The organism is Actinosynnema sp. NPDC002837 (assembly GCF_040295345.1).
Classification (GTDB): Bacteria; Actinomycetota; Actinomycetes; order Mycobacteriales; family Pseudonocardiaceae; genus Actinosynnema.
The window spans coordinates 235,496-258,507 of sequence record NZ_JBEOVG010000003.1 but is presented as its reverse complement, the minus strand read 5'-3'; the positions used below and the strand labels follow the sequence as shown (position 1 = coordinate 258,507).

The following is a 23,012-nucleotide window of genomic DNA, read 5'->3' as shown; positions in this document are numbered from 1 at the left end:
CGCCCCCTTACTCCAAAACATATTACACGGCCGCTTCCGCGGGGACCCGGCCACGGCCCACGGCGGGCGCCGGCGGGGGCCGGGGGGTCCCCCCCCGGCCGGCCACTCCCCGCTCAGTCGAACAGCGCCGGGAGGGTGCCCTCCCAGGCCTCGCGCAGCTCGGCCAGCGGCAGCGAGCCCAGCTCCTGGATCTCCAGCGCGTCGGACTCCGGGTCCACCACGCCGACCTTGCGCCACGGCAGGCCGCGCGCGGTGCACATGTCGGTGAACCGCAGCTCCTCCGTGCGCGGCACGGCCACCAGCACGCGGGCCGTCGACTCGCTGAACAGCGCGGTGAACTTGTCGCCCTCGAGGAACACCCGCGCGCCGACCTCGCCGATCAGGCAGGTCTCCACCAGCGCCTGAGCCAGGCCGCCGTCGGACAGGTCGTGCGCGGCGGACAGCATGCCGTCGCGCGAGCCGGCCACCAGCACCTCGCCGAGCAGCTTCTCCCGCGCCAGGTCCACCTTCGGCGGCAGGCCGCCCAGGTGCCCGTGCACGACGTGCGCCCACTCCGAGCCGCCGAACTCCGCGCGCGTCTCGCCGAGCAGCAGCAGCGTCTCGCCCGCCTCCGCGCCGATCCCCGTCGGGATGCGGCGGCGGACGTCGTCGATCACGCCGAGCACGCCCACCACCGGCGTCGGCAGGATCGCCGTCGAACCGGTCTGGTTGTAGAAGCTGACGTTGCCGCCGGTCACCGGGATGCCCAGCTCGACGCACCCGTCCGCGAGGCCCTTCACGGCCTGCTCGAACTGCCACATCACCGCCGGGTCCTCCGGCGAGCCGAAGTTCAGGCAGTTCGTGACCGCGACCGGCGTGGCGCCCGTGGTGGCCACGTTCCGGTACGCCTCGGCCAGCGCCAGCTGCGCGCCCGCGTACGGGTCCAGCTTGGTGTAGCGGCCGTTGCAGTCCGTGGACAGCGCCACGCCCCGGTTGGTCGACTCGTCGATCCGGATCATGCCCGAGTCGGCGGGCTGGGCGAGCACCGTGCCGCCGCGCACGTACCGGTCGTACTGCTGGGTCACCCACCGCTTCGACGCCAGGTTCGGCGACGCGGCCATGGACTTGATCAGCGGCAGCAGCTCGTCCTCGGTGGGACGGGCCAGCCGGTCCGGCACGTCGGCCTGCAGCGCGTCCTGGTCGGCCGGGCGCTCGATCGGCCGGTCGTACACCGGGCCCTCGTGCGCCACCGTGCGCGGCGGCACGTCCAGCACGACCTCGTCGTGCCAGGTGATCACCAGCCGGTCGCCCTCGGTGACCTCGCCGATCTCGGTCGCGATGACGTCCCACTTCGCGCAGACCGCCATGAACGCGTCCAGGTCCTCGGGCCGCACGACCGCGCACATGCGCTCCTGCGACTCGCTGGACAGGATCTCCGCCGGCGTCATGCCCGCGGCGCGCAGCGGCACCCGGTCCAGGTGCACGCGCATGCCGCCGTCACCGGCGCTGGCCAGCTCCGACGTCGCGCACGCCAGGCCCGCGCCGCCGAGGTCCTGGATGCCGACGACGATGCGCTCGGCGAACAGCTCCAGGCAGCACTCGATCAGCACCTTCTCGGTGAACGGGTCGCCGACCTGCACGCTGGGCAGCTTCTTGCGCTTGCCCGCCGTGTCGTCGAACGTCTCGCTCGCCAGCACGGACACGCCGCCGATGCCGTCCAGGCCCGTGCGGGCGCCGAACAGGATGACCTTGTTCCCGGTGCCGGAGGCGTGCGCCAGGTGCAGGTCCTCGACCCGCATCGCGCCCACGCACAGGGCGTTGACCAGCGGGTTGCCCGCGTAGGTCGCGTCGAACACGACCTCGCCGCCGATGTTGGGCAGGCCGAGGCAGTTGCCGTAGCCGCCGACGCCGGCCACGATGCCCGGCAGCACGCGGCGGGTGTCCGGCGCGTCGGCCGGGCCGAACCGCAGCGGGTCCATCACGGCCAGCGGACGCGCGCCCATCGCGAGGATGTCGCGCACGATGCCGCCCACGCCCGTCGCCGCGCCCTGGTACGGCTCGACGTAGGACGGGTGGTTGTGGCTCTCGGCCTTGAACGTGATCGCCCAGCCGTCGCCGATGTCGACCACGCCCGCGTTCTCGCCGATGCCCGCGAGCATCTTCGAGCGCATCTCGTCGGTGGTCGTCTCGGAGAAGTACTTCAGGTGCACCTTGGACGACTTGTAGGAGCAGTGCTCGCTCCACATCACCGAGTACATGGCCAGCTCGGCGTCCGTGGGGCGGCGGCCCAGGATGTCCTTGATGCGGGCGTACTCGTCGTCCTTCAGGCCCAGCTCCTTGTAGGGCTGCTCCTGGTCGGGCGTGCTCTCCGCGTGCTTGACGGTGTCGACGGTCATCAGGCCTTCACCACCGAGTCGACGAGGGACAGGAACATGCCGAGGCCGTCGTCGGTCGGCCCGGTGAGCGCGTCGATCGCGTGCTCCGGGTGCGGCATCAGGCCGACGACCCGGCCGTTGGCGCTGGTGATGCCCGCGATGTCGTTGCGCGAGCCGTTCGGGTTCTCGCCGACGTAGCGGAACACCACCCGGCCCTCGCCCTCCAGCTCGTCCAGCGTGGACCGGTCGGCCTGGTAGCCGCCCTCGCCGGACTTGAGCGGGACGAGGATCTCCGCGCCCTGGTCGTACCGGCCCGTCCAGGCGGTGGAGTTGTTCTCCACCTTCAGCCACTGGTCGCGGCACACGAAGTGCAGCTTGTGGTTGCGGATGAGCGCGCCGGGCAGCAGGTGCGCCTCGCAGAGGATCTGGAAGCCGTTGCAGATGCCCAGGACCGGCATGCCCTTCTTCGCCGCGTCCACGACTTCCTGCATGACCGGGGCGAACCGGGCGATCGCGCCGCAGCGCAGGTAGTCGCCGTAGGAGAACCCACCGGGCACGATGACCGCGTCCACGTCCTTCAGGTCGTGGTCGGCGTGCCAGAGCTTGACCGCCTCCCCGCCCGCATACCGGACCGCGCGCTCGGCGTCGACGTCGTCCAGCGTGCCGGGGAACGTGATGACCCCGACCCTCATGCCTCGACCCGCCTCACGACCCAGTCCTCGATCACGGGGTTGGCGAGGAAGGTCTCGGCGATCTTGGCGAGCGTGGCGTCGTCGACGTCGTCGGCGACCTCCAGCTCGAAGTGCTTGCCCTGGCGGACACTGGTGATTCCGTCGAACCCGAGACGGGGCAGCGCGTTGGCCACCGCCTGTCCTTGCGGGTCGAGGATTTCGGGCTTCGGCATGACGTCGACGACGACTCGGGCCACGACAGGCTGCTCCAAGCTAGGAGGGCTGGCGGTACTCGCGGAGCCTACCTGACCTGTGTGTTCATCAACTTCGCACGTGGTGGGCAGCACACGTTCACCTCGAATCACCCGATCGTGATGCGGCGTTTCAGGGCCGGTTCCTGCTAACCTGATCGCAGCTTCGGCCCGTAAGCCGAGGAAGTGAGCGCGGTCCCCCTCCGGACGGTGGGCGGCCGCGCTTCGCGCTATCTAGGGCCAGTCGAGCCGGATCACCGAACCGATCACCGGTGCGACACGCCGAGCCCAATCACCACCGGCACCCTGGCACCAAGCGGCGATGTCCGCCAGCCAGAGCAGCGGTTCCTCCACGCTGGTGAGGTGCTCGTACACGAGTCCCGTTTCGCGAGCCCGCTTGCCCAGCGCGATGCGGATGGTCAGCTCGTCGTGGGCATTCCGCTCTTCACGACTGTCCAACACCAATCGCCTGCCCTCGAGGTCGAGCAGGTCGTTCGTCAGTCTCGCCAGGCACTCTTGCCGAGCGCGTTCCTCGCCTCGGCGGCAGCTTGCCCGGTAGATGTCGACCCGGACGCCCGACTCGGCGATCCTCGACAGCAGCAGTTTGCGCCGCGCCTGTTTCTCCTTGCAGAAGTGCAGTTCCCTCTGGCCCGGGAACAGCAGGCTGCGAAGCCCTGACCTCAAGCGCCTGAGATCTCCGGGCCGCACTATGGCCGCTGCCAGGTAGTACGTGTCGTTTCGCCGGGACTCGTCCACGAATGCGTGCACACTCACGGTGGTGGATCGGCACCGGATCGACACGACTGGAGCGAGTCCGCCCGAACGTGCGTTCGGCGGGAGCCCTGGTACCACCGGCCAAGTCGGGCGTTCGCTGTGGGCGGACGTGGTGGCGGGCGGGCGGGTGGCACCGCAGGGTGGGGATCATGCGCATCCTGGTGCTCGGTGGGACGGTGTTCCTCAGCAAGGCGACGGCCGCCGAAGCGGTGCGGCGGGGGCACGAGGTGGTCTGCGCGGCACGCGGGGAGTCCGGCCGGGTGCCCGACGGCGCGGTGCTCGTGCCGGTGGACCGGGACGTCGACCTGGGGCCGCTGGAGGGCGCGCACTTCGACGCCGTGGTGGACGTGGCCAAGATGTCGGTCACCTGGGTCCGCCGGGCGTTGAGATCGGTGACCGCCGAGCACTGGACGTTCGTCTCCAGCTGCTCCGTCTACGCCGACCACTCCGTCCCCGGCACCACGGCCACCCTGGACCCGCTGGAGGACGACCCCGACGCGCCGATGTCGTCCGACCGCTACGGCGCGATCAAGGTGGCCGGTGAGCACGCCGTCCGCGACGCCGTCGGCGACCGCGCCTTCATCGTCCGCGCCGGCCTCATCACCGGCCCCGGCGACCCGAGCGACCGGTTCGGGTACTGGCCGGGCCGGCTGTCCCGGGGCGGCCGGGTCGCCGTTCCCGACGCGCCCGACCAGGCGGCGCAGCACGTCGACGTGCGCGACCTCGCCGCCTGGATCGTGGACGCCGCCGAGCAGCGCACCACCGGCACCTACGACGCGATCGGGCCGGCCAACCCGTTGTCGCTGGTCCTGGGCGAGATCGCGGGCGCCGTGGCGCCGCCGGGCACCGTGCTGGTCCGCATACCCCAGCCCGTCCTCCAGCGGCACGAGGTCGAGCCGTGGGTGGGGCCGCGGTCCCTGCCGCTGTGGTTGCCGCCGACGCACCGGGCGATGATGTTCCGCGACGCGGGCCCCGCGCTGGCCGCCGGGCTGCGCGTCCGACCCACGGCCGAGACGGCGGTGGACGCGTTGGCGTACGAACGGGCCCTCGGCCCCGACCGCGCCCGACGCGCCGGCCTGCCGCCGGAGGTGGAGGACGCGCTGCTGCACGACGTCGGCTGAGCGAGACGCGGGCCGGGTGACCGGAGTAGGACTCCCCTCGGGGAACGGAGAAGGAGCGCTCATGCTGATCGCCCACTTCGGGCACTCGTGCCTGCTGGTCGACACCGGCGCCGCCCGGCTGCTGTTCGACCCCGGCGCGTTCTCGTCGGGCTTCGAGGAGGTCGACGGCCTCGACGCGATCCTGATCACGCACGAGCACCGCGACCACGTCGACCCCGGCAAGCTGGCGGCCGTCCGCGCGGCCAACCCCGGCGCGCGCCTGATCGCACCGTTCGACCTCGACGGCGCCGAGATCGTCGAGCCGGGTGCCGCCCTGGAGTTCAACGGCACCGTCGTCGACGTCCTCGACGCGCCGCACGAGGTCATCCACGACCGGATCGAACTGCCGGTGAACGTCGGCTACCTGGTCGACCACGGCGCGTTCTACCACCCCGGCGACTCGCTGACCGTGCCGGAGCAGCGCGTCGACGTCCTCGGCCTGCCCACCGCCGCGCCCTGGATGAAGGTCTCCGACGCGGCGCACTTCCTGGCCGAGGTCGGCCCGCGCAAGGCGGTGCCGATCCACGAGGCGATCCTGTCGCAGACCGAGATCTTCTACCGCGTCCTGGTCGGCACCGCGCCCGAGGGCGTCGAGGTCGTCGTGCTGCCCCGGGGCGAGGCGGTCGAGCTGTAGGTCGTGGGCGACGCGCCGTGGTACAGCGCCAGGTCGACAGCCTCCAGCAGCACCTCGCGCGGCCCGAGCCGGTCCAGGTCCGCCGCGTCCACGCCGATCCGCACGAGCCCGCCGCGCCGAGCCGCCCGGCCGACGCCGAGCAGGTAGCTCCAGTGCTCGCCGACCATCCGCACCCGGCCCGGCCGCACGTCGCCGGTGCGCAGGTCGCGCACGCCCGCCATGTCGGCGCACACCGCGAACCGGTGCCGGCGCAGCGCGACCACCGTGCCCGGTGACGCCAGCCATCCCGGCGGCGCGAACAGGTCCGTGGCCAGCCCCAACCGGGCCACCGCGGCACGCGCGGCGACCAGCCGGAGGCCCGCTTCGTGCGCGGGCAGCGCGGAGAACTCGGCACGGCGGCGCAGCGACACGGCCCGGCGCGCCGGGTCCGGCTGGTGGTCGAAACCGTGCAGCACCAGGGCGTCACCGGCGGCGACCCGACCCAGCACCCAGTCCAACGCCGCGCCGGGCACGGCCTTGCGCGGCGCGAAGAGCAGCGACAACGGCACCCGACGCCGGTCGAGCTCGGCGGCGAGGTCGGCGCACCGGGCGAGCGTGCTCGGCCCGATGCCGGACAGCGAGACCACGAGTTCGGCGACCATGCCACCCAGTGCGCCGCACCTGCGTGTCGCCCGCTCTAAGACCAGGTGACGGCCGGGTGCGGAGCCGGCGAACTATTGCGCGCCGGTCTCCTCGGGGCTGGGCCAGTCCGCGAACGAACGGCCGGTGATCCGCTCGTACGCCTCCACGTACCGCGAGCGGGTGGCGGCCACGACGTCGTCGGGCAGCGGTGGCGGCGGGGTGTCGGACGCCCGGTCCCAGCCGGAGGCGGGCGAGGTCAGCCAGTCGCGCACGTACTGCTTGTCGAACGACGGCTGCACGCGCCCCGGCTCGTACCCCTCCAGCGGCCAGTACCGCGACGAGTCCGGCGTCAGCACCTCGTCGCCGAGCACCAGCGCGCCGGACCGGTCCAGCCCGAACTCGAACTTGGTGTCCGCCAGGATCACGCCGCGCGACCGGGCGTACTCGCGGGCCGCGCCGTAGACCTCCAGCGTCACGTCACGCAGCCGGGCCGCCGTCGAGGCGCCCACCTCCGCCTCGACGTGCTCGAACGACACGTTCTCGTCGTGCGCGCCCAGCTCGGCCTTGGTCGCCGGCGTGAAGATCGGCGGCGTCAGCTCCGAGGCCTCCACCAGCCCGGACGGCAGCTCGACGCCGCACACCGACCCGGTCTGCCGGTACTCGGCCATGCCCGACCCGGTCAGGTAGCCGCGCGCCACGCACTCCACCTGCACCATCTCCAGCCGCCGCACCAGCAGCGCCCGGCCGCGCACCTCGGCGGGGATGCGCGGGTCGTCCCACGCCACCAGGTGGTTGGGCGCCAAGTCCGCGAACTTCTCGAACCAGAACACGCTCATCGCGGTGAGCACCCGTCCCTTGTCCGGGATCGGAGTGGTCAGCACGTGGTCGTAGGCGGAGATCCGGTCGGAGGCCACGAACAGCAGCAGGTCCTCGTCCACCTCGTGGACCTGGCGGACCTTGCCTGCGGCGACCTGCCGGTAGTCAGCGAGCTTGGGCACCGCCGAAGCGTACTTGTGCCGGCTCCTGGGACGCCCTTCCCACCTGCGGCAAGATTCATCCCATGCGTGCACCCGGACTGATACTCGCCGTGACCGCCGCCCTCGCGGTCGCCTGCGCCCCCGCGGACGAGACCACGACGCCGACCAACCAGGTGGACGGCGTGGCCTGCACGAAGGACAAGCTGCCGACCCTCACCCCGGGCAAGATCACCTTCGGCACGGACCAGCCCGCGTACGAGCCGTGGTTCGTGGACGACGACCCGACCAACGGCAAGGGCTTCGAGTCCGCGATCGCCTACGCGCTGGCCGAGGAGCTGGGTTACGCGAAGACCGACGTGGTGTGGACGCGGGTGCCGTTCAACGCGGCCATCCAGCCGGGCCGCAAGACCTACGACATGGACCTGAACGAGTTCTCCATCACCGAGGAGCGCAAGCAGGCCGTCGACTTCTCCGCGCCGTACTACGACGTGGACCAGGCCGTGATCACGCTGAACTCCTCCAAGGCCGCGTCGGTGAAGACGCTGGCGGAGCTCAAGCGTGTCAAGATCGGCGCGCAGGTCGGCACGACCAGCTTCGACGCCGCCCAGCGGCTGCAGCCCGAGGAGGACGTCGCGGTCTACAACACCAACGACGACGCGAAGGCCGCGTTGCGGGCCGGGCAGATCGACGCGCTGGTGGTGGACCTGCCGACCGCGTTCTACATCACCTCGGCCGAGCTGGACGACGGCCTGATCGTCGGTCAGATCCCGGCGGGCGACGGCAAGCCCGAGCAGTTCGGCATCGTGCTGGACAAGGGCAGCCCGCTCACCGCGTGCGTCTCGACCGCGGTGCAGAACCTGCGCGCCGACGGCACGCTGACCAGGATCGAGCAGGAGTGGCTGTCGTCCGCGGGCACGGCACCCGAGCTGAAGTGACGAGCGAGCGGCAACGGGAGCGCTTGGCCTACAAGCGCTCCCGTGCGCGGCGGTCGACCCTGGTCGCCCTGCTGTCGACCACCGTGTTCGCCGTCGCGGTCGGGGTCACCGTCGCGGGCGCGCCGGGTTGGCCGCGCGTGCGGCAGTCGTTCTTCGACGTCGAGATCGCGTGGCGGTCGCTGCCCGCGATCCTCGAAGGGCTCTGGCTGAACCTGCGCGTGCTGGCGGTCTGCGGCGTGCTGATCCTGGTGCTGGCGCTGGTCGTGGCGACGCTGCGCACGCTGCCCGGCCCGGTGTGGTTCCCGCTGCGCGCGCTGGCCACGGTGTACGTGGACCTGTTCCGCGGCCTGCCGCTGATCATCCTGCTGTACCTGGTCGGGTTCGGCCTGCCCGCGTTGCGGCTGACCGGCGTGCCGAACGACTTCGTCGTGCTCGGCGGCGCGGCGCTCGTGCTCGCGTACACCGCGTACGTGGCCGAGGTGTTCCGCGCCGGCATCGAGTCGGTGCACCCGTCGCAGGTCGCGGCGGCCCGGTCGCTCGGCCTCGGTCCGCGCCAGACGTTGCGGCTGGTCGTGCTGCCGCAGGCCGTGCGGCGGGTCATGCCCGCGCTGCTCAACGACTTCGTGGCGCTGCAGAAGGACTGCGGGCTGATCTCCGTGCTCGGCGCGGTGGACGCGGTGCGCGCGGCGCAGATCGAGCACGCCCGGGCGTTCAACTTCACCCCGTACGTGGTGGCGGGGTTGCTGTTCGTGCTGCTCGCGGCGCCCACGGCGCGGTTCGCCGACGCCATGGGCCGCCGGCTGGAACGCCGTCAGGGGGGACGATGACCGATCCGGTGCTCAGCGTGCGCGGTGTCGTCAAGCGCTACGGCGACCGCACCGTGCTGGACGGGATCAGCCTCGACGTGCACGAGCACGAGGTCGTGACCGTGATCGGGTCGTCGGGGTCGGGCAAGTCGACCCTGCTGCGGTGCGTGAACCTGCTGGAGGAGCTGGACGACGGCCAGGTGCTGCTCGACGGCGTGGACGTGTCCGACCCCAGGGTGGACGCCGACGTGGCCCGGCGGGGCATGGGCATCGTGTTCCAGGCGTTCAACCTGTTCCCGCACATGAGCGTGCTGGACAACGTCACGCTCGCGCCGCGCGTGGTGCACGGCGTGCCGCGCGAGGAGGCGGAGCGCAACGCCCTCGACCTGCTCGACCGGGTCGGCCTCGCGGACCGCGCGCGCAGCTACCCGGAGCGGCTGTCCGGCGGGCAGCAGCAGCGGGTGGCGATCGCGCGTTCGTTGGCCTACTCGCCGCGGTTGCTGCTGCTGGACGAGATCACCAGCGCGTTGGACCCCGAACTCGTCGGCGAGGTGTTGTCGCTGGTCAGAGAACTGGCGGCGGGTGGGCGGACGATCCTGATGGCCACCCACGAGATGGGTTTCGCCCGGCAGGTCGCCGACCGCGTGGTGTTCCTCGACGGCGGCAGGCTGGTCGAGTCCGGACCGCCCGGCCAGGTGCTCGGCGAGCCGGTGCACCCGCGCACCCGGCAGTTCCTCCGGCGGATCATCGAGGCGGGCCGGCTCTAGGCCGCTCGGGAGACTCCACTTGGGGTATCGGACGAGTGACCCCTACTCTGCTTGGCGTGGTCCATCCGAAGGCATTTGTGGCGCCCGTCGCGGCGAGCGGCGGTCTGCTCCTGCTGCTTCTCACGGGCGCCTGCGCGAAGCCGTCGGCGAGCCCGGAGCCGGTGCTGCTCCCGACGGCGTCCAGCTCGGCTCCGGTGACCTCGATCCCGGCGGTCGCGAACATCTCCGTGCGCCCGGCGGCCACCACCACAACGCCGCCGCCGCCGCCACCACCTCCGACGGTCGCCGCGACGACCGCACCGCCGCCACCGGTGCAGGTCCAGCCGCCGGCCAGGCCGACGGCCGAGCCGACGACGACCCCGCCCCGCTTCGACCAGGTGGCCCTGGAGGGCTTCCCGTGCGACGAGGAGGGCGCGACGGCGGTCGACCCGGCGGGCCGTGCGCTGGTCTGCGAACCGAACCGCCGGGGACGCCTCGTCTGGGATCGCGTTTGATTGCCGCTGCTCCGCAGACGGCGGCGAGGTCGCCGGGAAGTCGACCGTTCGCGCCCTGATTCCCGACGATCGAAAAGCGTGATCGCCGGGAATGAGGACGCGAACGACCGACGCGACCTCGCAGGAGGGGACGGGTCGGGTCAGGGCCGGTGGGGTGGTGAGGGCCGGTGGGGGTGGTTAGGGCTGGTGGGGGGTGAGGGCTAGAGGATGGGCTCGGGGACGTAGCCGGCTGCGGCCGGGTACTCCGCCAGCACGTCCTCGACCTGCCGGACCACGTCCGCGACCTGGTGCTCCGCCACGCCGGTGAACGACAGGCGGTCGGCCAGCAGGCCGTCCAGGGCGGCGCGGTCCAGCGGCAGGCGCTCGTCGGCGGCGAGCCGGTCCAGCAGGTCGTTCTCGGCCAGGCCCTGCTCGCGCATGGCAAGCGCCACCGCGACGGCGTGCTCCTTGATGGCCTCGTGCGCCGTCTCCCGGCCCACGCCCGCCCGCACCGCCGCCATCAGCACCTTGGTGGTCGCCAGGAACGGCAGGTAGCGGTCCAGTTCGCGCGCCACGACCGCCGGGTACGCGCCGAACTCGTCCAGCACCGTGATGAACGTCTCCAGCAGCCCGTCGAAGGCGAAGAACGCGTCCGGCAGCGCGACCCGGCGCACCACCGAGCACGACACGTCGCCCTCGTTCCACTGGTCGCCCGACAGCTCGCCGACCATCGACAGGTAGCCGCGCAGGATGACCGCGAAGCCGTTGACCCGCTCGCACGACCGGGTGTTCATCTTGTGCGGCATCGCGCTGGAGCCGACCTGGCCGGCCTTGAAGCCCTCGGTGACCAGCTCGTGGCCCGCCATCAGCCGGATCGTCTTGGCCAGCGACGACGGTCCCGCGGCCAGCTGCACGAGGGTCGAGACGACGTCGAAGTCCAGCGACCGCGGGTAGACCTGGCCGACGCTGGTCAGCACGGTGGTGAAGCCGAGGTGGCCCGCGACGCCCCGCTCCAGCTCGACCAGCTTGTCCCGGTCGCCGTCGAGCAGGTCGAGCATGTCCTGGGCGGTGCCGACCGGGCCCTTGACGCCGCGCAGCGGGTAGCGGGCGATCAGCTCGTCCAGCCGGCGGAACGCGGCCAGCAGCTCGTCCGCCGCGGTGGCGAAGCGCTTGCCGAGCGTGGTGGCCTGCGCGGCGACGTTGTGCGAGCGGCCGGCCATCACCAGGTCGGTGTGCTCGGCGGCACGGCGGGCGAGGCGCGCCAGGACGGCCGCCGTCTTGCCGCGCACGTGCTCCAGCGACCGCAGCACCTGCAGCTGCTCGACGTTCTCGGTGAGGTCGCGCGAGGTCATGCCCTTGTGCACGTGCTCGTGCCCGGCCAGCGCGTTGAACTCCTCGATGCGCGCCTTCACGTCGTGCCGGGTGACGCGCTCGCGCTCGGCGATGGACGCCAGGTCGACCTGCTCGACCACCCGCTCGTAGTCGGCGACGGCCTCGGCCGGCACCTCGATGCCGAGCTCTGCCTGCGCCTTCAGCACGGCGAGCCACAGCCGCCGCTCCAGCACGACCTTGTGCTCGGCGGACCACAGCGTGGCCAGCTCGGTGGAGGCGTAGCGACCGGCGAGGACATTGGCGATGCGGGGCTTGACCGTCACGTGACCAGCTTATTTCGCCCGGACGGGCGACCGGACGCCGGGGAGCGTCAGGACACGCCCAGCTTCGGGTCGGTGGCCAGCGACGCCAGCTGGTCGTAGGTCAGCAAGACCTTCTCCCGCCCGGCGACGTCCACCGGCGGCTGGTAGCCGAAACCCCTGACCTCCACCACCGAGCCGTCGAGGCGGAAGTGCGCCACGGCGTGCATGACGCCCTCCGGGTCCGGCAGGGCGGTCGTGCGCCAGGACGACATCACGGAGCTGCCGTCGCGCTGGCGGATCGGCCCCTCGCACCCGGCCTCGGCGCAGAACTCGTCCTGGGTCATCCCCGACCCGGGCGGGGCGACCCTCACCACCACCCTGCTGGTCCCCACATTGTCGACGAAGGTCAACCACGCGTAGACGTGCCTCGACGGGGAGTCGGTGGTCGCGGCGGCGTCGGCGGCCACCACCTTGACCTCCGGCGCGACCTCGGTGAACCTCTTGCGCAGGTACTCGAAGAGCTCGCTGTCGCCGCCCGTGAGGGGCTTGGTCGCGGCCGTGGTCGGCGGCTCGACCCCGGTCGGCTCCACGGTCGTGACCGGCGGTGGTGTGGTGGCCGGGACCTCGCTCGCCGACCCGGACGCGGTGGTGGTCAGCACCGCACCGCTCGCCGCGTCGACGCCCCGCCGCTGGTCGAGGACGCCGGGCAGGGCCAGCACGGTGCCGGTGAGGGCGAGCGTGGCCACCGCCACGGCCACCAGCGCGCGACGCCGCCTGCGCACGTGCTGGGCGCGTCGGATCAGCTCGTCGGCGTCGAACTCCAGCGGCGGCTCGTCACCGACCGCGGCCCGCAACCCCTCCCGCAGGTCTGCCTCGCTCATGACGCCACCACCGCCCCTCGCTCCAGTTCCTCCACCGCCACGCGCAGCGCCACGAGCCCGCGTGCCGTCTGGCTCTTGACCGTGCCCTCGGTGCACCCCATGGCCACCGCGACCTCGTTCACCGACAGGTCCTCGAAGTACCGCAGCACCAGCACGGCCCGCTGGCGCGGCGGCACCCGCAGCAACGCCGCGTGCACCAGGTCGCGCGCCCACAGCCGCTCGCCCGTCCGGTCCGGGTCCGCCGCCGCGTCGGCGACATCGGGCACTTCGCCGTCGCGCTGCTCGGCCCGCCGCCACGGTCTGCGCTTCTCGTCCAGCCAGGTGCGCAGCAGCACCTTGCGGGCGTACCCCGACGCGTTGTCGCGCCACTCGATCCGGTGCCACGCCTGGTACAGCTTGAGCAGGCTGGCCTGCATCAGGTCCTCGGCCGTGTGCCAGTCGCCGCAGAACAGGTACGCCGTGCGCCGCAACGAAGCGGCGTGGCTCACCGCGAACTCACGGAAGCCCTGCTCTTCGGCCTTGCGCATGCGATCCGGTCCCCTTCCGCCCCCGCCCCCTTGCACGCGTGGGGCGTCAGCGGGGTTGCATCGCCTTGCCGAGCATCCGCCGGGCGGCCGCCCTGGGGTCCGGGCTGATCTCGATGAGCGCGTTCACCACGGCGCCGTCGACCAGCGCGATCAGCTCTTCGACGCGTTCCCGGCTGACCGGCTGACCGGCGCGGGCGAAGATGTCGAACAGCAGGGAGTGCAGCTCGCCGGACATCCTGCGCATCAACGGCCGCAGGTAGGGCCGCCTGCCCGTGGCGACGAGGCGTTCGTAGCGCAGCAGGACGGCTTCGGCGTCGCGGTCGCCGGACGGCCCGAGCAGCAGGTCGAGCACGAGCTCGACGAACGCGTCGCCGCCGCACTCGCGCGGGTCCAGCTCGTCCAGCCTGGCCTTGCCGTAGGCCAGCTCGGCGTTGCCCTGGAACTCCAGGGCCGCGGTCACCAGGTCGTCGAGCGAGTCGAAGTAGTACGTGGTGGAGGCCAGCGGCAGGCCCGCGCGCTCGGCGACGGCGCGGTGCCGGATCGCGTCGAAGCCGCCGTCGACCAGGAGGCCGGCGGCGGCTTCGACCAGCGCCTGGCGCCGGCGTTCGCCCTTCGGCGTTGCGGCTGTCATTGCAGGAAAGGTACTAGTGCCCGCCGCCGGCCAGGTTGAGACCGATGACGCCGCTGACGATGAGGCCGATGGAGACGAGCTTGACCGTGCTGACGCCGTCGCCGAGCCAGATCATGCCGATCACGGCGGTGAGCGCCGCGCCGATCCCGGTCCACACCGCGTACGCCGGTCCGGCGGGCAGCTGCTTCATGGCCCACGCCAGGCCGGCGAAGCTGACCAGCGCGAACACCGCGAACACCACCGTCCACCACAGCCTGCTGAAGCCGTCGGACAGCTTCAGCGCGACCGCCCAGCCGGCCTCGAAGAAGCCGGACACGATGAGCACGGCCCACGCCATGACGACCACCTCCCAAATCTGGCACTAACGTACCAGATTTGTGGTACGCCAGTACTACAATGGTCGGTGATCCTGATCTCCGCGACCTCAGAACCGGGCGGCGAGCCGTTCGGCGAGCTTCGCCAGGTCGTCCGTCAGCGGACCCTCCGATGAACCCTGCTCCGGCCGGCTCAGCACGAACAGCCGCCGGCCGTCGGACGTCTCGGCGCTCGCGTACGCCCGCGAGTCGGCCGCCACCTGTTCGTAAGTGCCCGACGGCGCGAGCACCACGGACACCGTGCCGTGGACGTCGCCGTCGCGCACGAGGAAGCTCGCGCCCCGGGCGTCGGTCGGGCAGTCCGCCACGGCGGGCGCGGCCTGGTCGGCGTTGGCGACCGAGAGCTCGTCGGCGAGGGCGACGGCGAGCTCCCGGTCCACCTCAACGCACCCGCGTTGGGCGCTGCCGGTCGCGGTGCGACCGGCGCTCCCCCATGGCTCGTCCCCCTGCGTAGACGGGTCATCGGGGATGCTCTCGGGCGGGTTTCCACCGCTGCGCCCCGGTGGCGTGTCCTTCGACAGCACCTCCGGCTCGCCCGCGCTGAAAGGAGTGACGTTAGGGGACGAAGCCCGGTCAGCGGAACCCGCGGCGGACGTATCGCCGCTCGTGGTGCCCAGAAGGTTCGCGGAGACGGCCAGTCCGCCGAGCACGAGCACCAGCGCCATGGCGGAACCGACCGCGAGGGCCGACCTGCGCCGCGCCGTCGCCCGCGCCGAGGCGGACCGGACGGCACCCACGTCGAAGGACGCGGGCGGCACGTCCCGGGCCGCGTCGCGGAACAGCTCGCCGAGCTTCTGCTCGTCCACCTACCTCCTCCTCCCGCTCACGACGCCGGCCGCAAGTCGTCGATCGTGTCGCCCAACGCGTCGCGGAGGGCTTCCAGTCCCCTCGAGGTCTGGCTCTTCACCGTGCCTTCGGAACACCCGAGCGCCTCGGCCGTCGCCGCGACGTCCAGGCCCTCCAGGAACCTCAGCACGAGCACCGCCCGCTGCCTCGGCGGCACCCGCCGCAAGCCCGCGACCAGCGCCTCGCGCGTCGCCACCGAGTCGGCCACCTCGCCGTCGCCCGAGGGCCGCTCCGGGACCTCGTCCACGAAGCGCTCCCGCCGCCACGGCCGGCGCGACTCGTCGATCACCGCGCGCACCAGGCTCCGGCGGACGTAGGCGTCCAGGGCCTGCTTGTCCCGGACCTTGCGCCACCTGCGGTGCAACGCGACGAACGCGGTCTGCGCGAAGTCGTCCGCCCGGTGCCAGTCACCACAGAGCAGGAACGCCGTTCGGCGCACGGCCTCCCGGCGAGCCACGAAGTACTCCGCGAACTCCTGCTCGTCGCGCTGATCCACGCGGACTCTCTCCGCTCGTCGTGCTTGCACTTACCGGACGGAACCGACGGCGCCAACGGTTGCACGCCGGTTCACCGAGACTTGCGTCACCCCCATCGTGGTATGGCCGACACGATCGGGTCAGGGCTTGCCCGGTGTGATGTGATCCATTCGTGACCCAGCTCTCGCCGCTCGACTTCCGCTCCGACACCGTGACCCAGCCGGACGAGGCCATGAGACTGGCGATGTCCGCCGCCGACGTGGCCGACGACGTGCTCGACCACGACCCGACCATGCGCCAGCTCGAGGAACGGGTCGCGGAGCTGCTGGGCGTCGAGGCGGCGCTGTGGGTGCCGTCGGGGTCGATGGGCAACCTGATCGCGCTGACCATCCACCTGCGGCCCGGCGACCGGTTCCTCGCGCCGCGCGGCGCGCACGTGCTCGACAGCGAGCTCGGCACGGCCGCGTGGATCGCGGGCGGGATGCCGCACCCGTTGGAGTGCGACGCGGGACCCGGTCAGGCGTCACCCGAGGCGGTGCGTGCGGCGGCGGGGACGTCCGGGCCGTACTACACGCTGCGCACGACGCTGTTGTGCCTGGAGAACACGCACAACGCCGCCGGCGGGGCCGTGACGCAGCCCGACGAGCACGCGTTGCTGGTGTCCGCGGCGCGGGAGACCGGGCTGCGCGTGCACCTCGACGGCGCGCGGCTGTGGAACGCGGCCGTGGCGCTGGGGCTGCCGCCCGCCGCGTTGACGGTCGGGGTGGACACGGTGCAGGTGTGCCTGTCGAAGGGGCTCGGCGCGCCGGTCGGGTCGGTCGTGGCCGGGTCGTCGTCGTTCGTCGTGGAGGCGCGGCGGGTGCGCAAGATGCTCGGCGGCGGCGTGCGGCAGGGTGGCGTGCTGGCCGCCGCGGGGCTGGTGGGGCTGGGGCGCATCGACGACCTCGCGCACGACCACGCGAACGCCCGCGCGTTGGCCCGGGGCCTGACCGAGCTCGGGTGGCAGGTGGACGAGCCGGAGACCAACATCGTCCTGGCGGGCGTGCCGGACCTGGAGGTGACGTTGACCGGGTTGCGGCACCTGGGCGTGTTCGCCGGGCCGATGGCGGGCAAGGTGCGGTTCGTGCTGCACCGCGACGTGAACGCGGACGACGTGGCCGAGGCGTTGCGCCGGATCGGGTCGGCGAGCTGACGTGCGCTGGGTGGTGTTCGACTACGGCGAGGTGATCAGCGAGCCGACCCGGGAGCTGCCCGCGCTGGCCGCGCTGCTCGGGGTGCCGGTCGCGGACTTCTCGCGCGGGTACTGGACCGCGCGGGACGCCTACGACGCCGGTCAGCCAGACCTGGAGTACTGGCGCGCGGTCGGGGCCGCGGTGGACGTGCCGGTGGACGAGGAGCTGGCCGGGCGGCTCACCGAGGTGGACGTGCGCGGGTGGTTGCGGCCCGCGCCCGGCGCGGTGGAGCTGGTGGCCGAGCTGGCGTCGGCGGGCGTGCCGCTGGCGCTGCTGTCGAACGCGCCCGTGTCGTTCGCGCGGACCGCCGAGCGGGAGCCGTGGACCAGGCACTTCCGGCACCTGGTGTTCTCCGGCGACCTCGGCGTGGCCAAGCCGGACCCGCGGATCTTCGCCGCGTTGGCGGAGCGGATCGGGGCGCGGCCGGCGGACTGCGTGTTCTTCGACGACCGGCAGGTGAACGTGGACGGCGCGGTCGCGGCCGGGCTCCAGGGCGTGCTGTGGCGGGGACCGGCGCACGCGCGGCAGGTGCTCGGGTCCTAGCCCGGCGCCCGATCGGCTCAACGGCCGCTGTCGGCCCTCGCCGCGCGCAGCTCCTCGCGCAGTTCGGCCAGCTCCGCCCGGACCAGGCGGAGTTCGGCCGCGGTCGCCTGCTCGGCCTCGGTCACCGAGTCCTCGACCCCGCTGAGCCGTTCGACCAGCCAGGACGCGATCGTGCCGGTGATGACACCCAGCAGGGCGATGCCGCCGATCATCAGCAGTGCCGCGACCAGGCGACCCTCCCAGGTGACGGGGTAGCGGTCGCCGTAACCGACGGTGGAGATCGTGGTGAGCGTCCACCACGCGGCGTCGCCGAACGTGGTGATGGAGGCGTCCGCGTGGTCGCGTTCCGCGTCCAGCACGGCCAGCGAGGCGCACAGGCCGACCAGGAAGGTGACGCCCGCGGCGTAGACGCCGACGCGTTGCCGGAACCTGCCCGCGAACCGCTTGTTGAGCACCTTGAGGACGCTGATCAGCCGCAGCACCCGCAGCTGGCGGACCATCGGCAGCAGGACCGCGAGCAGGTCGAACAGGTGGGTGACGAAGAACCTGCGCTTGTCGACGGCGAGCGTGAGGCGCACGGCGTAGTCCACCGCGAAGACCAGCCAGATCAGCCAGAGGGCGACCTCGAGCACCGGGTGCAGGCCGGGGGTCGAGCGGCCGTCGAGGACCTGCCAGGCGTAGACCACCACGAAGAGGAGCGCCAGGCCCGTCAGCGGCCATTCGGCGCGGCGCTCCCAGCGGGCGAGGCGTCGTTCATCGGTCTCGAACACCGCCCCATGGTGCGGGTCGGCTCCGCGTATTTCCAGCTCGGGGGGTCGAACGGGCAGGGTCAGGGCCCCTTGATGCCCTTCGGGCGCTTGTTGCTCTTGATGGCGCCGTACGCGGCGGTGCCCAGGAAGAGCACGCCACCGATCACCGCGAGCCAGAAGACGCCCTCGATCACGGCGCCGAGCACGGTGATCACGAGCCAGGCCGCGAGCAGCCACAGGATTATCCGGACCATGTCATCCGAACGACTGAACCACTGGATCAGTTCCCCACCCCGGCCCCGATCCGGAGTACAACTGTCGTCATGATGACGACAACCAAGCACCCATCCGCCGCAACGCCTCCTCGATGTCGGGGGCAGCCCCGGCGAAGGACATCCGGATGAACTCGTGCCCGTGGACGGGGTCGAAGTCGACGCCCGGCACGATCGCGACCCCCGTGTCGTCCAGGAGGCGGCGGCAGAAGTCCATCGAGTCGTCGGTGAGGTGCGAGACGTCGGCGTAGGCGTAGAAGGCGCCATCGGCCGGGGCCACCTTGTCGATGCCGAGGTCGGCCAGGCCCTTGAGCAGCACGTCGCGGTTGAGGCGGTACCCCTCGACCAGGCGCTCGGTCTGCGCGTACGACTCGGGCTCGAACGCGGCGACGGCCGCGTGCTGGGCCAGCGCGGGCGGGCAGAGCGTGAAGTTGCCCGTCAACCGGTCCACCGCCCGGCGCAGGTCGGGCGGCAGCAGCATCCACCCCAACCGCCAGCCGGTCATGGCGAAGGCCTTGGAGAAGGAGTTGACCACGATGGACTCGCGGGAGGTCTGCCACGCGCAGGCCAGGGGCGTGCCGTAGCTGATGCCGTGGTAGATCTCGTCGCTGACGAGCCGCACGTCGTGCTCGGCGCACCAGGCCGACAGGCCGGCCAGCTCGTCCGGGGACAGCACGGTGCCGGTGGGGTTCGCCGGGCTGGCCACCACGAGCCCGTCGAGCGGGCCGGCGTCGTCCAGCATCGCCACCGTCGGCTGGAACCGCGTGCGCGGGCCGCAGGGCAGTTCGACCACCTCGCACCCGAGCGCCGTGAGGATGTTGCGGTAGGCGGGGTAGCCGGGCCGGGCCAACGCGACCCGGTCGCCCGCCTCGAAGGCGGCGAGGAACGTCAGCAGGAACCCGCCGGACGAGCCGGTGGTCACCACGACGTCGTCCGCCGAGATCTCCAGCCCGTACTGGCGGTAGTAGTGACCGGCCAGGGCTTCCCGCAGCTCGACGATCCCCAACTGCTCGGTGTAGCCCAACGTCTGCTCGCGCAGGGCGCGGTGAGCGGCTTCCAGCACCGGTGTCGGCGCCGGACTGGACGGCTGCCCCGCCGCCAACGACACGACGTCCCCCACGACCCGCTGCCGCCGCGCCGCGGCGGACAGCACCTCCATGACGTGGAAGGGAGGCACATCGGCACGTCCGGCAACACCAACCATGGCGGCCAGGCTAATCGAACCCCCGGGAAGATCCGCAGGTCACCACTACTGTCGTGGCCATGCACCGCAGTCGCGTCTACGCCCTGCTGATCGACACACCGCGTGCCGAGGCCACCGAGGCCGCCGCCTTCTGGTCGGCCGCCCTCGGCGCACCAGCCCGCCCGGTGCCGGGCGAGGAGCAGTTCACCTCACTGCACCAGGCCCTGCCGCACCTCGTCACGGCCGTGCAGGCGGTGGACGACGAGCCCCGCTTCCACCTCGACATCGAGACCGACGACGTCGAGGCCGAGACGGCGAGGCTGCTGGCGCTCGGCGCGACCGAGGTGTCCCGCTGGCTGGAGTGCCGAGTGCTGCGCGCACCCGGCGGCCACCTGCTGTGCGTCCTGCCCGTGCACAGCCCGACCGCCCTGTTCGACTCCGAGTCCAACACCTGGCCGTAGCCCAAGGCCCATCAGCACCCGCCAACCGCCCAACCGCCCGGCCACCCGCCACCCGCCACCCGGCCACCCGCCACCCGGCCACCCGGCCACGGTCAGAGGAATTCCTCCACCAGACCGGTGACCCTCTTCCGCAGCACGTCGGGGTCGACCGGGCCGTGGAAGTCGACCACGTCCGCCGCCCGCCTGCGCCGCCCGCTCCGGTCGATCGCCGCGGCGCCGAACTGGCCGCGCAGGTCCGATCCGCCGACCAGGCCGTCGGGCAGCTCCGGCAGCAGCCCGACCAGCGCGGTGGCGAGGTCGTCGTCGACCTCCCGCACGGTGAGCAGGTCCCGGGTCAGCACGGCCAGCACCGAGCCCGAGCCGGTGGACGCGGCCAGCGCGCGCACCGCCGCTCTGCCCATGCCCAGCCGCAGGTCCGCCGACCGCGGCGGGTTGGCGATGAGCTTGAACGCCGCGCCGAGCCACGGGTCGAGCTCGCCGCCGCGTGCCAGTCCTTGGGCGGTCAGGTGGCTCCACGGCGCGGGGTCGTCCTGCACGTGCAGGACGATCGGCATGGCGCCGAGGTCGAGGTGTTCCCAGGCAGTGCGGAACGCGGTGGCGCTGAGGGTCGCATTGGTCACCAGACGTCACTCCCGAATGACGGCGGGCATTGCTCCGGCCCCCCAGGCCCGCTCCGGAACTGACGTCCTGGAGGACGCGCGGGTTCCGTTTTGGCGCCGGGAACTCAGACCTCCTGCACCAGCTCCCACACGCACCCGGCGAGCCGGGCGTTGTCGATCGGGGTGATCGTGCTCCAGTTGCGACCGTCCGAACTGGGCCGCACCTGGTGCAGGTAGCGGCCGGACGGCGTGTCGTGCCAGGCGACCACGCGACCCGCGCGCACGGGCGGGCCGCCGGGCCGGGCGCGCTCGACGCCGAACTGGCCGCGGGTGCTCATCCCGTCGCACATGGCGGCCAGCTCCTGAGCCTCGTGCAGCGGCAACCCGTGCCGCTCCAACGCCAGCATCAGCTTCTCGGCGTCCAGCCCGGCCTCGTCGGCCGCCGCGCGCAGCACGTCGTTCGGCAGGCTGATCGACCGCCCGTGCCCGGCGGGCATGTCGCCCGCGACGGACACCGCCGCCTCGGCCAGCGCGCTGCCCCGTGCCTCGATCAGCCACACCTCGTCGCCGTCGACCACGGCGAGGATGCCCTCGTCACCGGCCGCCGCCGCAAGACCCTTGATCTTGCGGCGGTCGACCCAGATCCACAGGTCGATCGACACCTGCGGGTTGGCCAGCAGCGCGAACGCGTCGGCCAGCTCGGGCGTCAGCCGCCGGTTGGCCGCCAGCCCGCGCTCGCCGAGCGAGCCCCAGGCCTGCTCGACGAACACGGCGCGCTCGGTGTGCGTGATGCCCGGGCTCGGCACGTCCAGCGCGACGTTGCGCCGGGCAAGTCGCTCACCCTCCCACGCGACGTCGAACTCCAACGTGGACAGGACAACCGTGCCGCTCACTTCACTTCTTCTCGGTCTCGTCGCCGATGACCGACTGCACGACCATCCGCTCGTCGCCGAACACGTCGTCGGAGTCGACGCCGTACTTGCGGACGTGCTCCCCGTCCTCCTCGCCCGGACCGCCCTTGGCGCTGGCCGCCGGCTGCAACATCGAGGAACCCGCACCGGCCTTGCCCGCGACACCACCGGCCGCGCCACGACCGGGCACGCGCTCGTCGGGGTCGATGGCGCCGATCGTCGCGGAGATGCCGGACTTCCCGGTCAACGTGGCGGGCATCCCGGGCACACCGCCCTTGCCGCCCGAACCACCACCGGTGCCCTTGCCGCCGGCGGGACCTTCCGGCGCCTTGGCGCCGCCGGGCATCGCCGGCGCGGTGTTGCGCACGAGCCGCGAACCGCGAGCCTGCGTCGCCGCCAGCCCGAGCCCGATCCCACCGGCCAACCCGAGCCCGAGCCCCAACCCGAAGTTGGACCCACCACCCGGCTTCCCACCGAAGGCGGCCGGCGGCAGCACCGTCTGGCCACCGGGCTGGCTCGGCAACAACCCCGTCGAGCCGCCGGGCATCCCGGGCACCTGCGGCGGCACACCGACCGTGCCACCGGGCAAGCCGCCCGGCACACCACCGGGGACACCGCCCGGCACGCCACCGGGAATCGCGGGCGCAGTCCCACCGAGCTGCCCGACCGACGCGACCGGCGTGCCGACGCTGGACGCCGCCGTCACGTCGAACTGCGGCGGCTTGTTCATGCCCTGGTACTGGTTCAGCGCGTCCCGACTGGCGTCGGTGTACTGGTCGAGCCCGCGGATCGCCTGCTCGCGCGCCGCCTGGGTCTCCTTGACCTCTTTCGCGTGATCCGTCTCGTGCCCGAAGAACCCGAGGAACTCGTCCCCGACGTTCGTCTCCGTGTCACCGCGCAACTTCTGCGGCTCGGGCATCCCGTTGCGGGTGTGGCTGTACGTCGCCCCCTGCACCGCGGTGGCCTGCGAGTTCTGCTGCGCCGCGTCGTCCGCCTCGGCCGCGTAGTCGGCCATGACGGTCGTCTTCTGGTTCGCCTGCTCGCCGGCGGCGCCCTGCCAGTCGATGCCGAGCTTCTTCAGCTCCGTGCGCAGGGTCTGGTCCACGTCGGTCAGGCTGGCGGACAACTCGCGCAGCGCGTGCGACGCGTCGCTGAACTTCTGCGCGGCGTCACCCGACTGGAACTGCTGGACGAGGGTGGCCAGCGCCTGGTTGTCATAGCCCTGGAACCGGAAATCCGGAATGTCTCGATGCCCGCTCATGACTCTCCC

General features: G+C 72.4%; 28 protein-coding genes. 9 read left to right on the top strand and 19 right to left on the bottom strand.

Features of this window, described 5'->3' with window-relative positions:
* Nucleotides 1-113: 113 nt before the first annotated feature.
* From purL to ABTZ99_RS03990, 4 genes are all read right to left on the bottom strand, one after another.
* A complete protein-coding gene (gene purL, locus ABTZ99_RS04005; protein ID WP_498771844.1) occupies nt 114-2,375 on the bottom strand; it encodes a phosphoribosylformylglycinamidine synthase subunit PurL in 2,262 nt (753 codons plus the stop codon).
* Entirely contained in the window at nt 2,375-3,046 is a 672-nt protein-coding gene (purQ, locus tag ABTZ99_RS04000) for a phosphoribosylformylglycinamidine synthase subunit PurQ (protein WP_499607960.1), read from the bottom strand. The genes purL and purQ overlap by 1 nt, the downstream gene beginning before the upstream one ends.
* The gene (gene purS, locus ABTZ99_RS03995) at nt 3,043-3,282 is read right to left on the bottom strand and encodes a phosphoribosylformylglycinamidine synthase subunit PurS (RefSeq protein ID WP_033428368.1); all 240 of its coding nucleotides are present in this window, start codon (nt 3,280-3,282) and stop codon (nt 3,043-3,045) included. The genes purQ and purS overlap by 4 nt, the downstream gene beginning before the upstream one ends.
* 228 nt (nt 3,283-3,510) lie before the next feature.
* Entirely contained in the window at nt 3,511-4,044 is a 534-nt protein-coding gene (locus ABTZ99_RS03990) for a DUF3800 domain-containing protein (protein WP_498771840.1), read from the bottom strand.
* Between the two features lie 155 nt (nt 4,045-4,199).
* Here ABTZ99_RS03990 and ABTZ99_RS03985 point away from each other — a divergent pair, with 155 nt between their 5' ends.
* Nucleotides 4,200-5,171 carry an NAD-dependent epimerase/dehydratase family protein gene (locus ABTZ99_RS03985; RefSeq protein ID WP_499607958.1) on the top strand — a complete coding sequence of 324 codons (972 nt, stop codon included), beginning with the start codon at nt 4,200-4,202 and terminating at the stop codon, nt 5,169-5,171.
* A 61-nt stretch (nt 5,172-5,232) separates the two neighbouring features.
* Entirely contained in the window at nt 5,233-5,844 is a 612-nt protein-coding gene (locus ABTZ99_RS03980) for an MBL fold metallo-hydrolase (RefSeq protein ID WP_499607954.1), read from the top strand.
* Here ABTZ99_RS03980 and ABTZ99_RS03975 read toward each other — a convergent pair.
* Together ABTZ99_RS03975 and ABTZ99_RS03970 are read right to left on the bottom strand one after the other, a co-directional pair.
* Nucleotides 5,766-6,485 carry a DUF2334 domain-containing protein gene (locus ABTZ99_RS03975; protein ID WP_499607951.1) on the bottom strand — a complete coding sequence of 240 codons (720 nt, stop codon included), beginning with the start codon at nt 6,483-6,485 and terminating at the stop codon, nt 5,766-5,768. The two genes, ABTZ99_RS03980 and ABTZ99_RS03975, sit on opposite strands and share 79 nt — an antisense overlap.
* Before the next feature lie 72 nt (nt 6,486-6,557).
* Complete coding sequence (locus ABTZ99_RS03970) at nt 6,558-7,463, bottom strand: phosphoribosylaminoimidazolesuccinocarboxamide synthase (protein WP_499607948.1); 906 nt, start codon at nt 7,461-7,463, stop codon at nt 6,558-6,560.
* 62 nt (nt 7,464-7,525) lie between these two features.
* Between ABTZ99_RS03970 and ABTZ99_RS03965 the strand changes: the two genes are divergently transcribed.
* From ABTZ99_RS03965 to ABTZ99_RS03950, 4 genes are read left to right on the top strand one after another with little or no spacing between them, the layout of a single operon-like run.
* The gene (locus ABTZ99_RS03965; protein WP_498771830.1) at nt 7,526-8,377 is read left to right on the top strand and encodes an ABC transporter substrate-binding protein; all 852 of its coding nucleotides are present in this window, start codon (nt 7,526-7,528) and stop codon (nt 8,375-8,377) included.
* Nucleotides 8,374-9,204 carry an amino acid ABC transporter permease gene (locus tag ABTZ99_RS03960; protein ID WP_498771828.1) on the top strand — a complete coding sequence of 277 codons (831 nt, stop codon included), beginning with the start codon at nt 8,374-8,376 and terminating at the stop codon, nt 9,202-9,204. Before ABTZ99_RS03965 ends, ABTZ99_RS03960 begins: the two co-directional genes overlap by 4 nt.
* A complete protein-coding gene (locus tag ABTZ99_RS03955) occupies nt 9,201-9,950 on the top strand; it encodes an amino acid ABC transporter ATP-binding protein (RefSeq protein WP_498771825.1) in 750 nt (249 codons plus the stop codon). The genes ABTZ99_RS03960 and ABTZ99_RS03955 overlap by 4 nt, the downstream gene beginning before the upstream one ends.
* Before the next feature lie 56 nt (nt 9,951-10,006).
* Complete coding sequence (locus ABTZ99_RS03950; protein WP_498771823.1) at nt 10,007-10,444, top strand: hypothetical protein; 438 nt, start codon at nt 10,007-10,009, stop codon at nt 10,442-10,444.
* A gap of 200 nt (nt 10,445-10,644) precedes the next feature.
* Here ABTZ99_RS03950 and purB read toward each other — a convergent pair whose 3' ends face one another.
* The 7 genes from purB to ABTZ99_RS03915 all read right to left on the bottom strand — a co-directional run bounded on the left by purB (nt 10,645) and on the right by ABTZ99_RS03915 (nt 15,812).
* Entirely contained in the window at nt 10,645-12,078 is a 1,434-nt protein-coding gene (gene purB / locus ABTZ99_RS03945) for an adenylosuccinate lyase (protein ID WP_499607943.1), read from the bottom strand.
* A 47-nt stretch (nt 12,079-12,125) separates the two neighbouring features.
* Nucleotides 12,126-12,938 (bottom strand): hypothetical protein, encoded by an 813-nt coding sequence (locus ABTZ99_RS03940; protein WP_498771819.1) that lies wholly within the window; start codon nt 12,936-12,938, stop codon nt 12,126-12,128.
* Nucleotides 12,935-13,465, bottom strand: a complete 531-nt coding sequence (locus tag ABTZ99_RS03935; RefSeq protein WP_499607940.1) for an RNA polymerase sigma factor — start codon at nt 13,463-13,465, stop codon at nt 12,935-12,937. Before ABTZ99_RS03935 ends, ABTZ99_RS03940 begins: the two co-directional genes overlap by 4 nt.
* A gap of 46 nt (nt 13,466-13,511) precedes the next feature.
* The gene (locus ABTZ99_RS03930) at nt 13,512-14,096 is read right to left on the bottom strand and encodes a TetR/AcrR family transcriptional regulator (RefSeq protein ID WP_498771814.1); all 585 of its coding nucleotides are present in this window, start codon (nt 14,094-14,096) and stop codon (nt 13,512-13,514) included.
* Between the two features lie 13 nt (nt 14,097-14,109).
* Nucleotides 14,110-14,433 carry a DMT family transporter gene (locus ABTZ99_RS03925; protein WP_498771812.1) on the bottom strand — a complete coding sequence of 108 codons (324 nt, stop codon included), beginning with the start codon at nt 14,431-14,433 and terminating at the stop codon, nt 14,110-14,112.
* 87 nt (nt 14,434-14,520) lie between these two features.
* A complete protein-coding gene (locus tag ABTZ99_RS03920) occupies nt 14,521-15,276 on the bottom strand; it encodes a hypothetical protein (protein ID WP_498771810.1) in 756 nt (251 codons plus the stop codon).
* Between the two features lie 17 nt (nt 15,277-15,293).
* Nucleotides 15,294-15,812 carry a SigE family RNA polymerase sigma factor gene (locus ABTZ99_RS03915; RefSeq protein ID WP_498771808.1) on the bottom strand — a complete coding sequence of 173 codons (519 nt, stop codon included), beginning with the start codon at nt 15,810-15,812 and terminating at the stop codon, nt 15,294-15,296.
* A 152-nt stretch (nt 15,813-15,964) separates the two neighbouring features.
* On the opposite strand from ABTZ99_RS03915, the gene ABTZ99_RS03910 reads away from it, so the two are divergent.
* The gene (locus ABTZ99_RS03910) at nt 15,965-16,984 is read left to right on the top strand and encodes a threonine aldolase family protein (RefSeq protein ID WP_499607935.1); all 1,020 of its coding nucleotides are present in this window, start codon (nt 15,965-15,967) and stop codon (nt 16,982-16,984) included.
* 1 nt (nt 16,985) lies between these two features.
* A complete protein-coding gene (locus tag ABTZ99_RS03905) occupies nt 16,986-17,567 on the top strand; it encodes an HAD family hydrolase (protein ID WP_498771804.1) in 582 nt (193 codons plus the stop codon).
* 17 nt (nt 17,568-17,584) lie between these two features.
* Here the strand turns inward: ABTZ99_RS03905 and ABTZ99_RS03900 are convergent, their stop codons facing one another.
* The 3 genes from ABTZ99_RS03900 to ABTZ99_RS03890 form a co-directional block, all read right to left on the bottom strand.
* Nucleotides 17,585-18,337, bottom strand: coding sequence for a potassium channel family protein (locus ABTZ99_RS03900; protein WP_499607931.1), 753 nt, complete (start codon nt 18,335-18,337; stop codon nt 17,585-17,587).
* Nucleotides 18,338-18,396: 59 nt separating this feature from the next.
* Complete coding sequence (locus ABTZ99_RS03895; RefSeq protein ID WP_181320179.1) at nt 18,397-18,570, bottom strand: hypothetical protein; 174 nt, start codon at nt 18,568-18,570, stop codon at nt 18,397-18,399.
* A gap of 67 nt (nt 18,571-18,637) precedes the next feature.
* A complete protein-coding gene (locus tag ABTZ99_RS03890; protein WP_499607928.1) occupies nt 18,638-19,792 on the bottom strand; it encodes a pyridoxal phosphate-dependent aminotransferase in 1,155 nt (384 codons plus the stop codon).
* Between the two features lie 59 nt (nt 19,793-19,851).
* Between ABTZ99_RS03890 and ABTZ99_RS03885 the strand changes: the two genes are divergently transcribed.
* Nucleotides 19,852-20,232, top strand: coding sequence for a VOC family protein (locus ABTZ99_RS03885; RefSeq protein ID WP_498771798.1), 381 nt, complete (start codon nt 19,852-19,854; stop codon nt 20,230-20,232).
* 92 nt (nt 20,233-20,324) lie between these two features.
* On the opposite strand, the gene ABTZ99_RS03880 is transcribed toward ABTZ99_RS03885, so the two are convergent.
* The 3 genes from ABTZ99_RS03880 to ABTZ99_RS03870 all read right to left on the bottom strand — a co-directional run bounded on the left by ABTZ99_RS03880 (nt 20,325) and on the right by ABTZ99_RS03870 (nt 23,003).
* Nucleotides 20,325-20,852 (bottom strand): ESX secretion-associated protein EspG, encoded by a 528-nt coding sequence (locus ABTZ99_RS03880; RefSeq protein WP_499607925.1) that lies wholly within the window; start codon nt 20,850-20,852, stop codon nt 20,325-20,327.
* Between the two features lie 104 nt (nt 20,853-20,956).
* The gene (locus tag ABTZ99_RS03875; protein ID WP_498771794.1) at nt 20,957-21,724 is read right to left on the bottom strand and encodes an ESX secretion-associated protein EspG; all 768 of its coding nucleotides are present in this window, start codon (nt 21,722-21,724) and stop codon (nt 20,957-20,959) included.
* Between the two features lies 1 nt (nt 21,725).
* Complete coding sequence (locus ABTZ99_RS03870) at nt 21,726-23,003, bottom strand: PPE domain-containing protein (RefSeq protein WP_499607922.1); 1,278 nt, start codon at nt 23,001-23,003, stop codon at nt 21,726-21,728.
* Between the last annotated feature and the right edge of the window lie 9 nt (nt 23,004-23,012).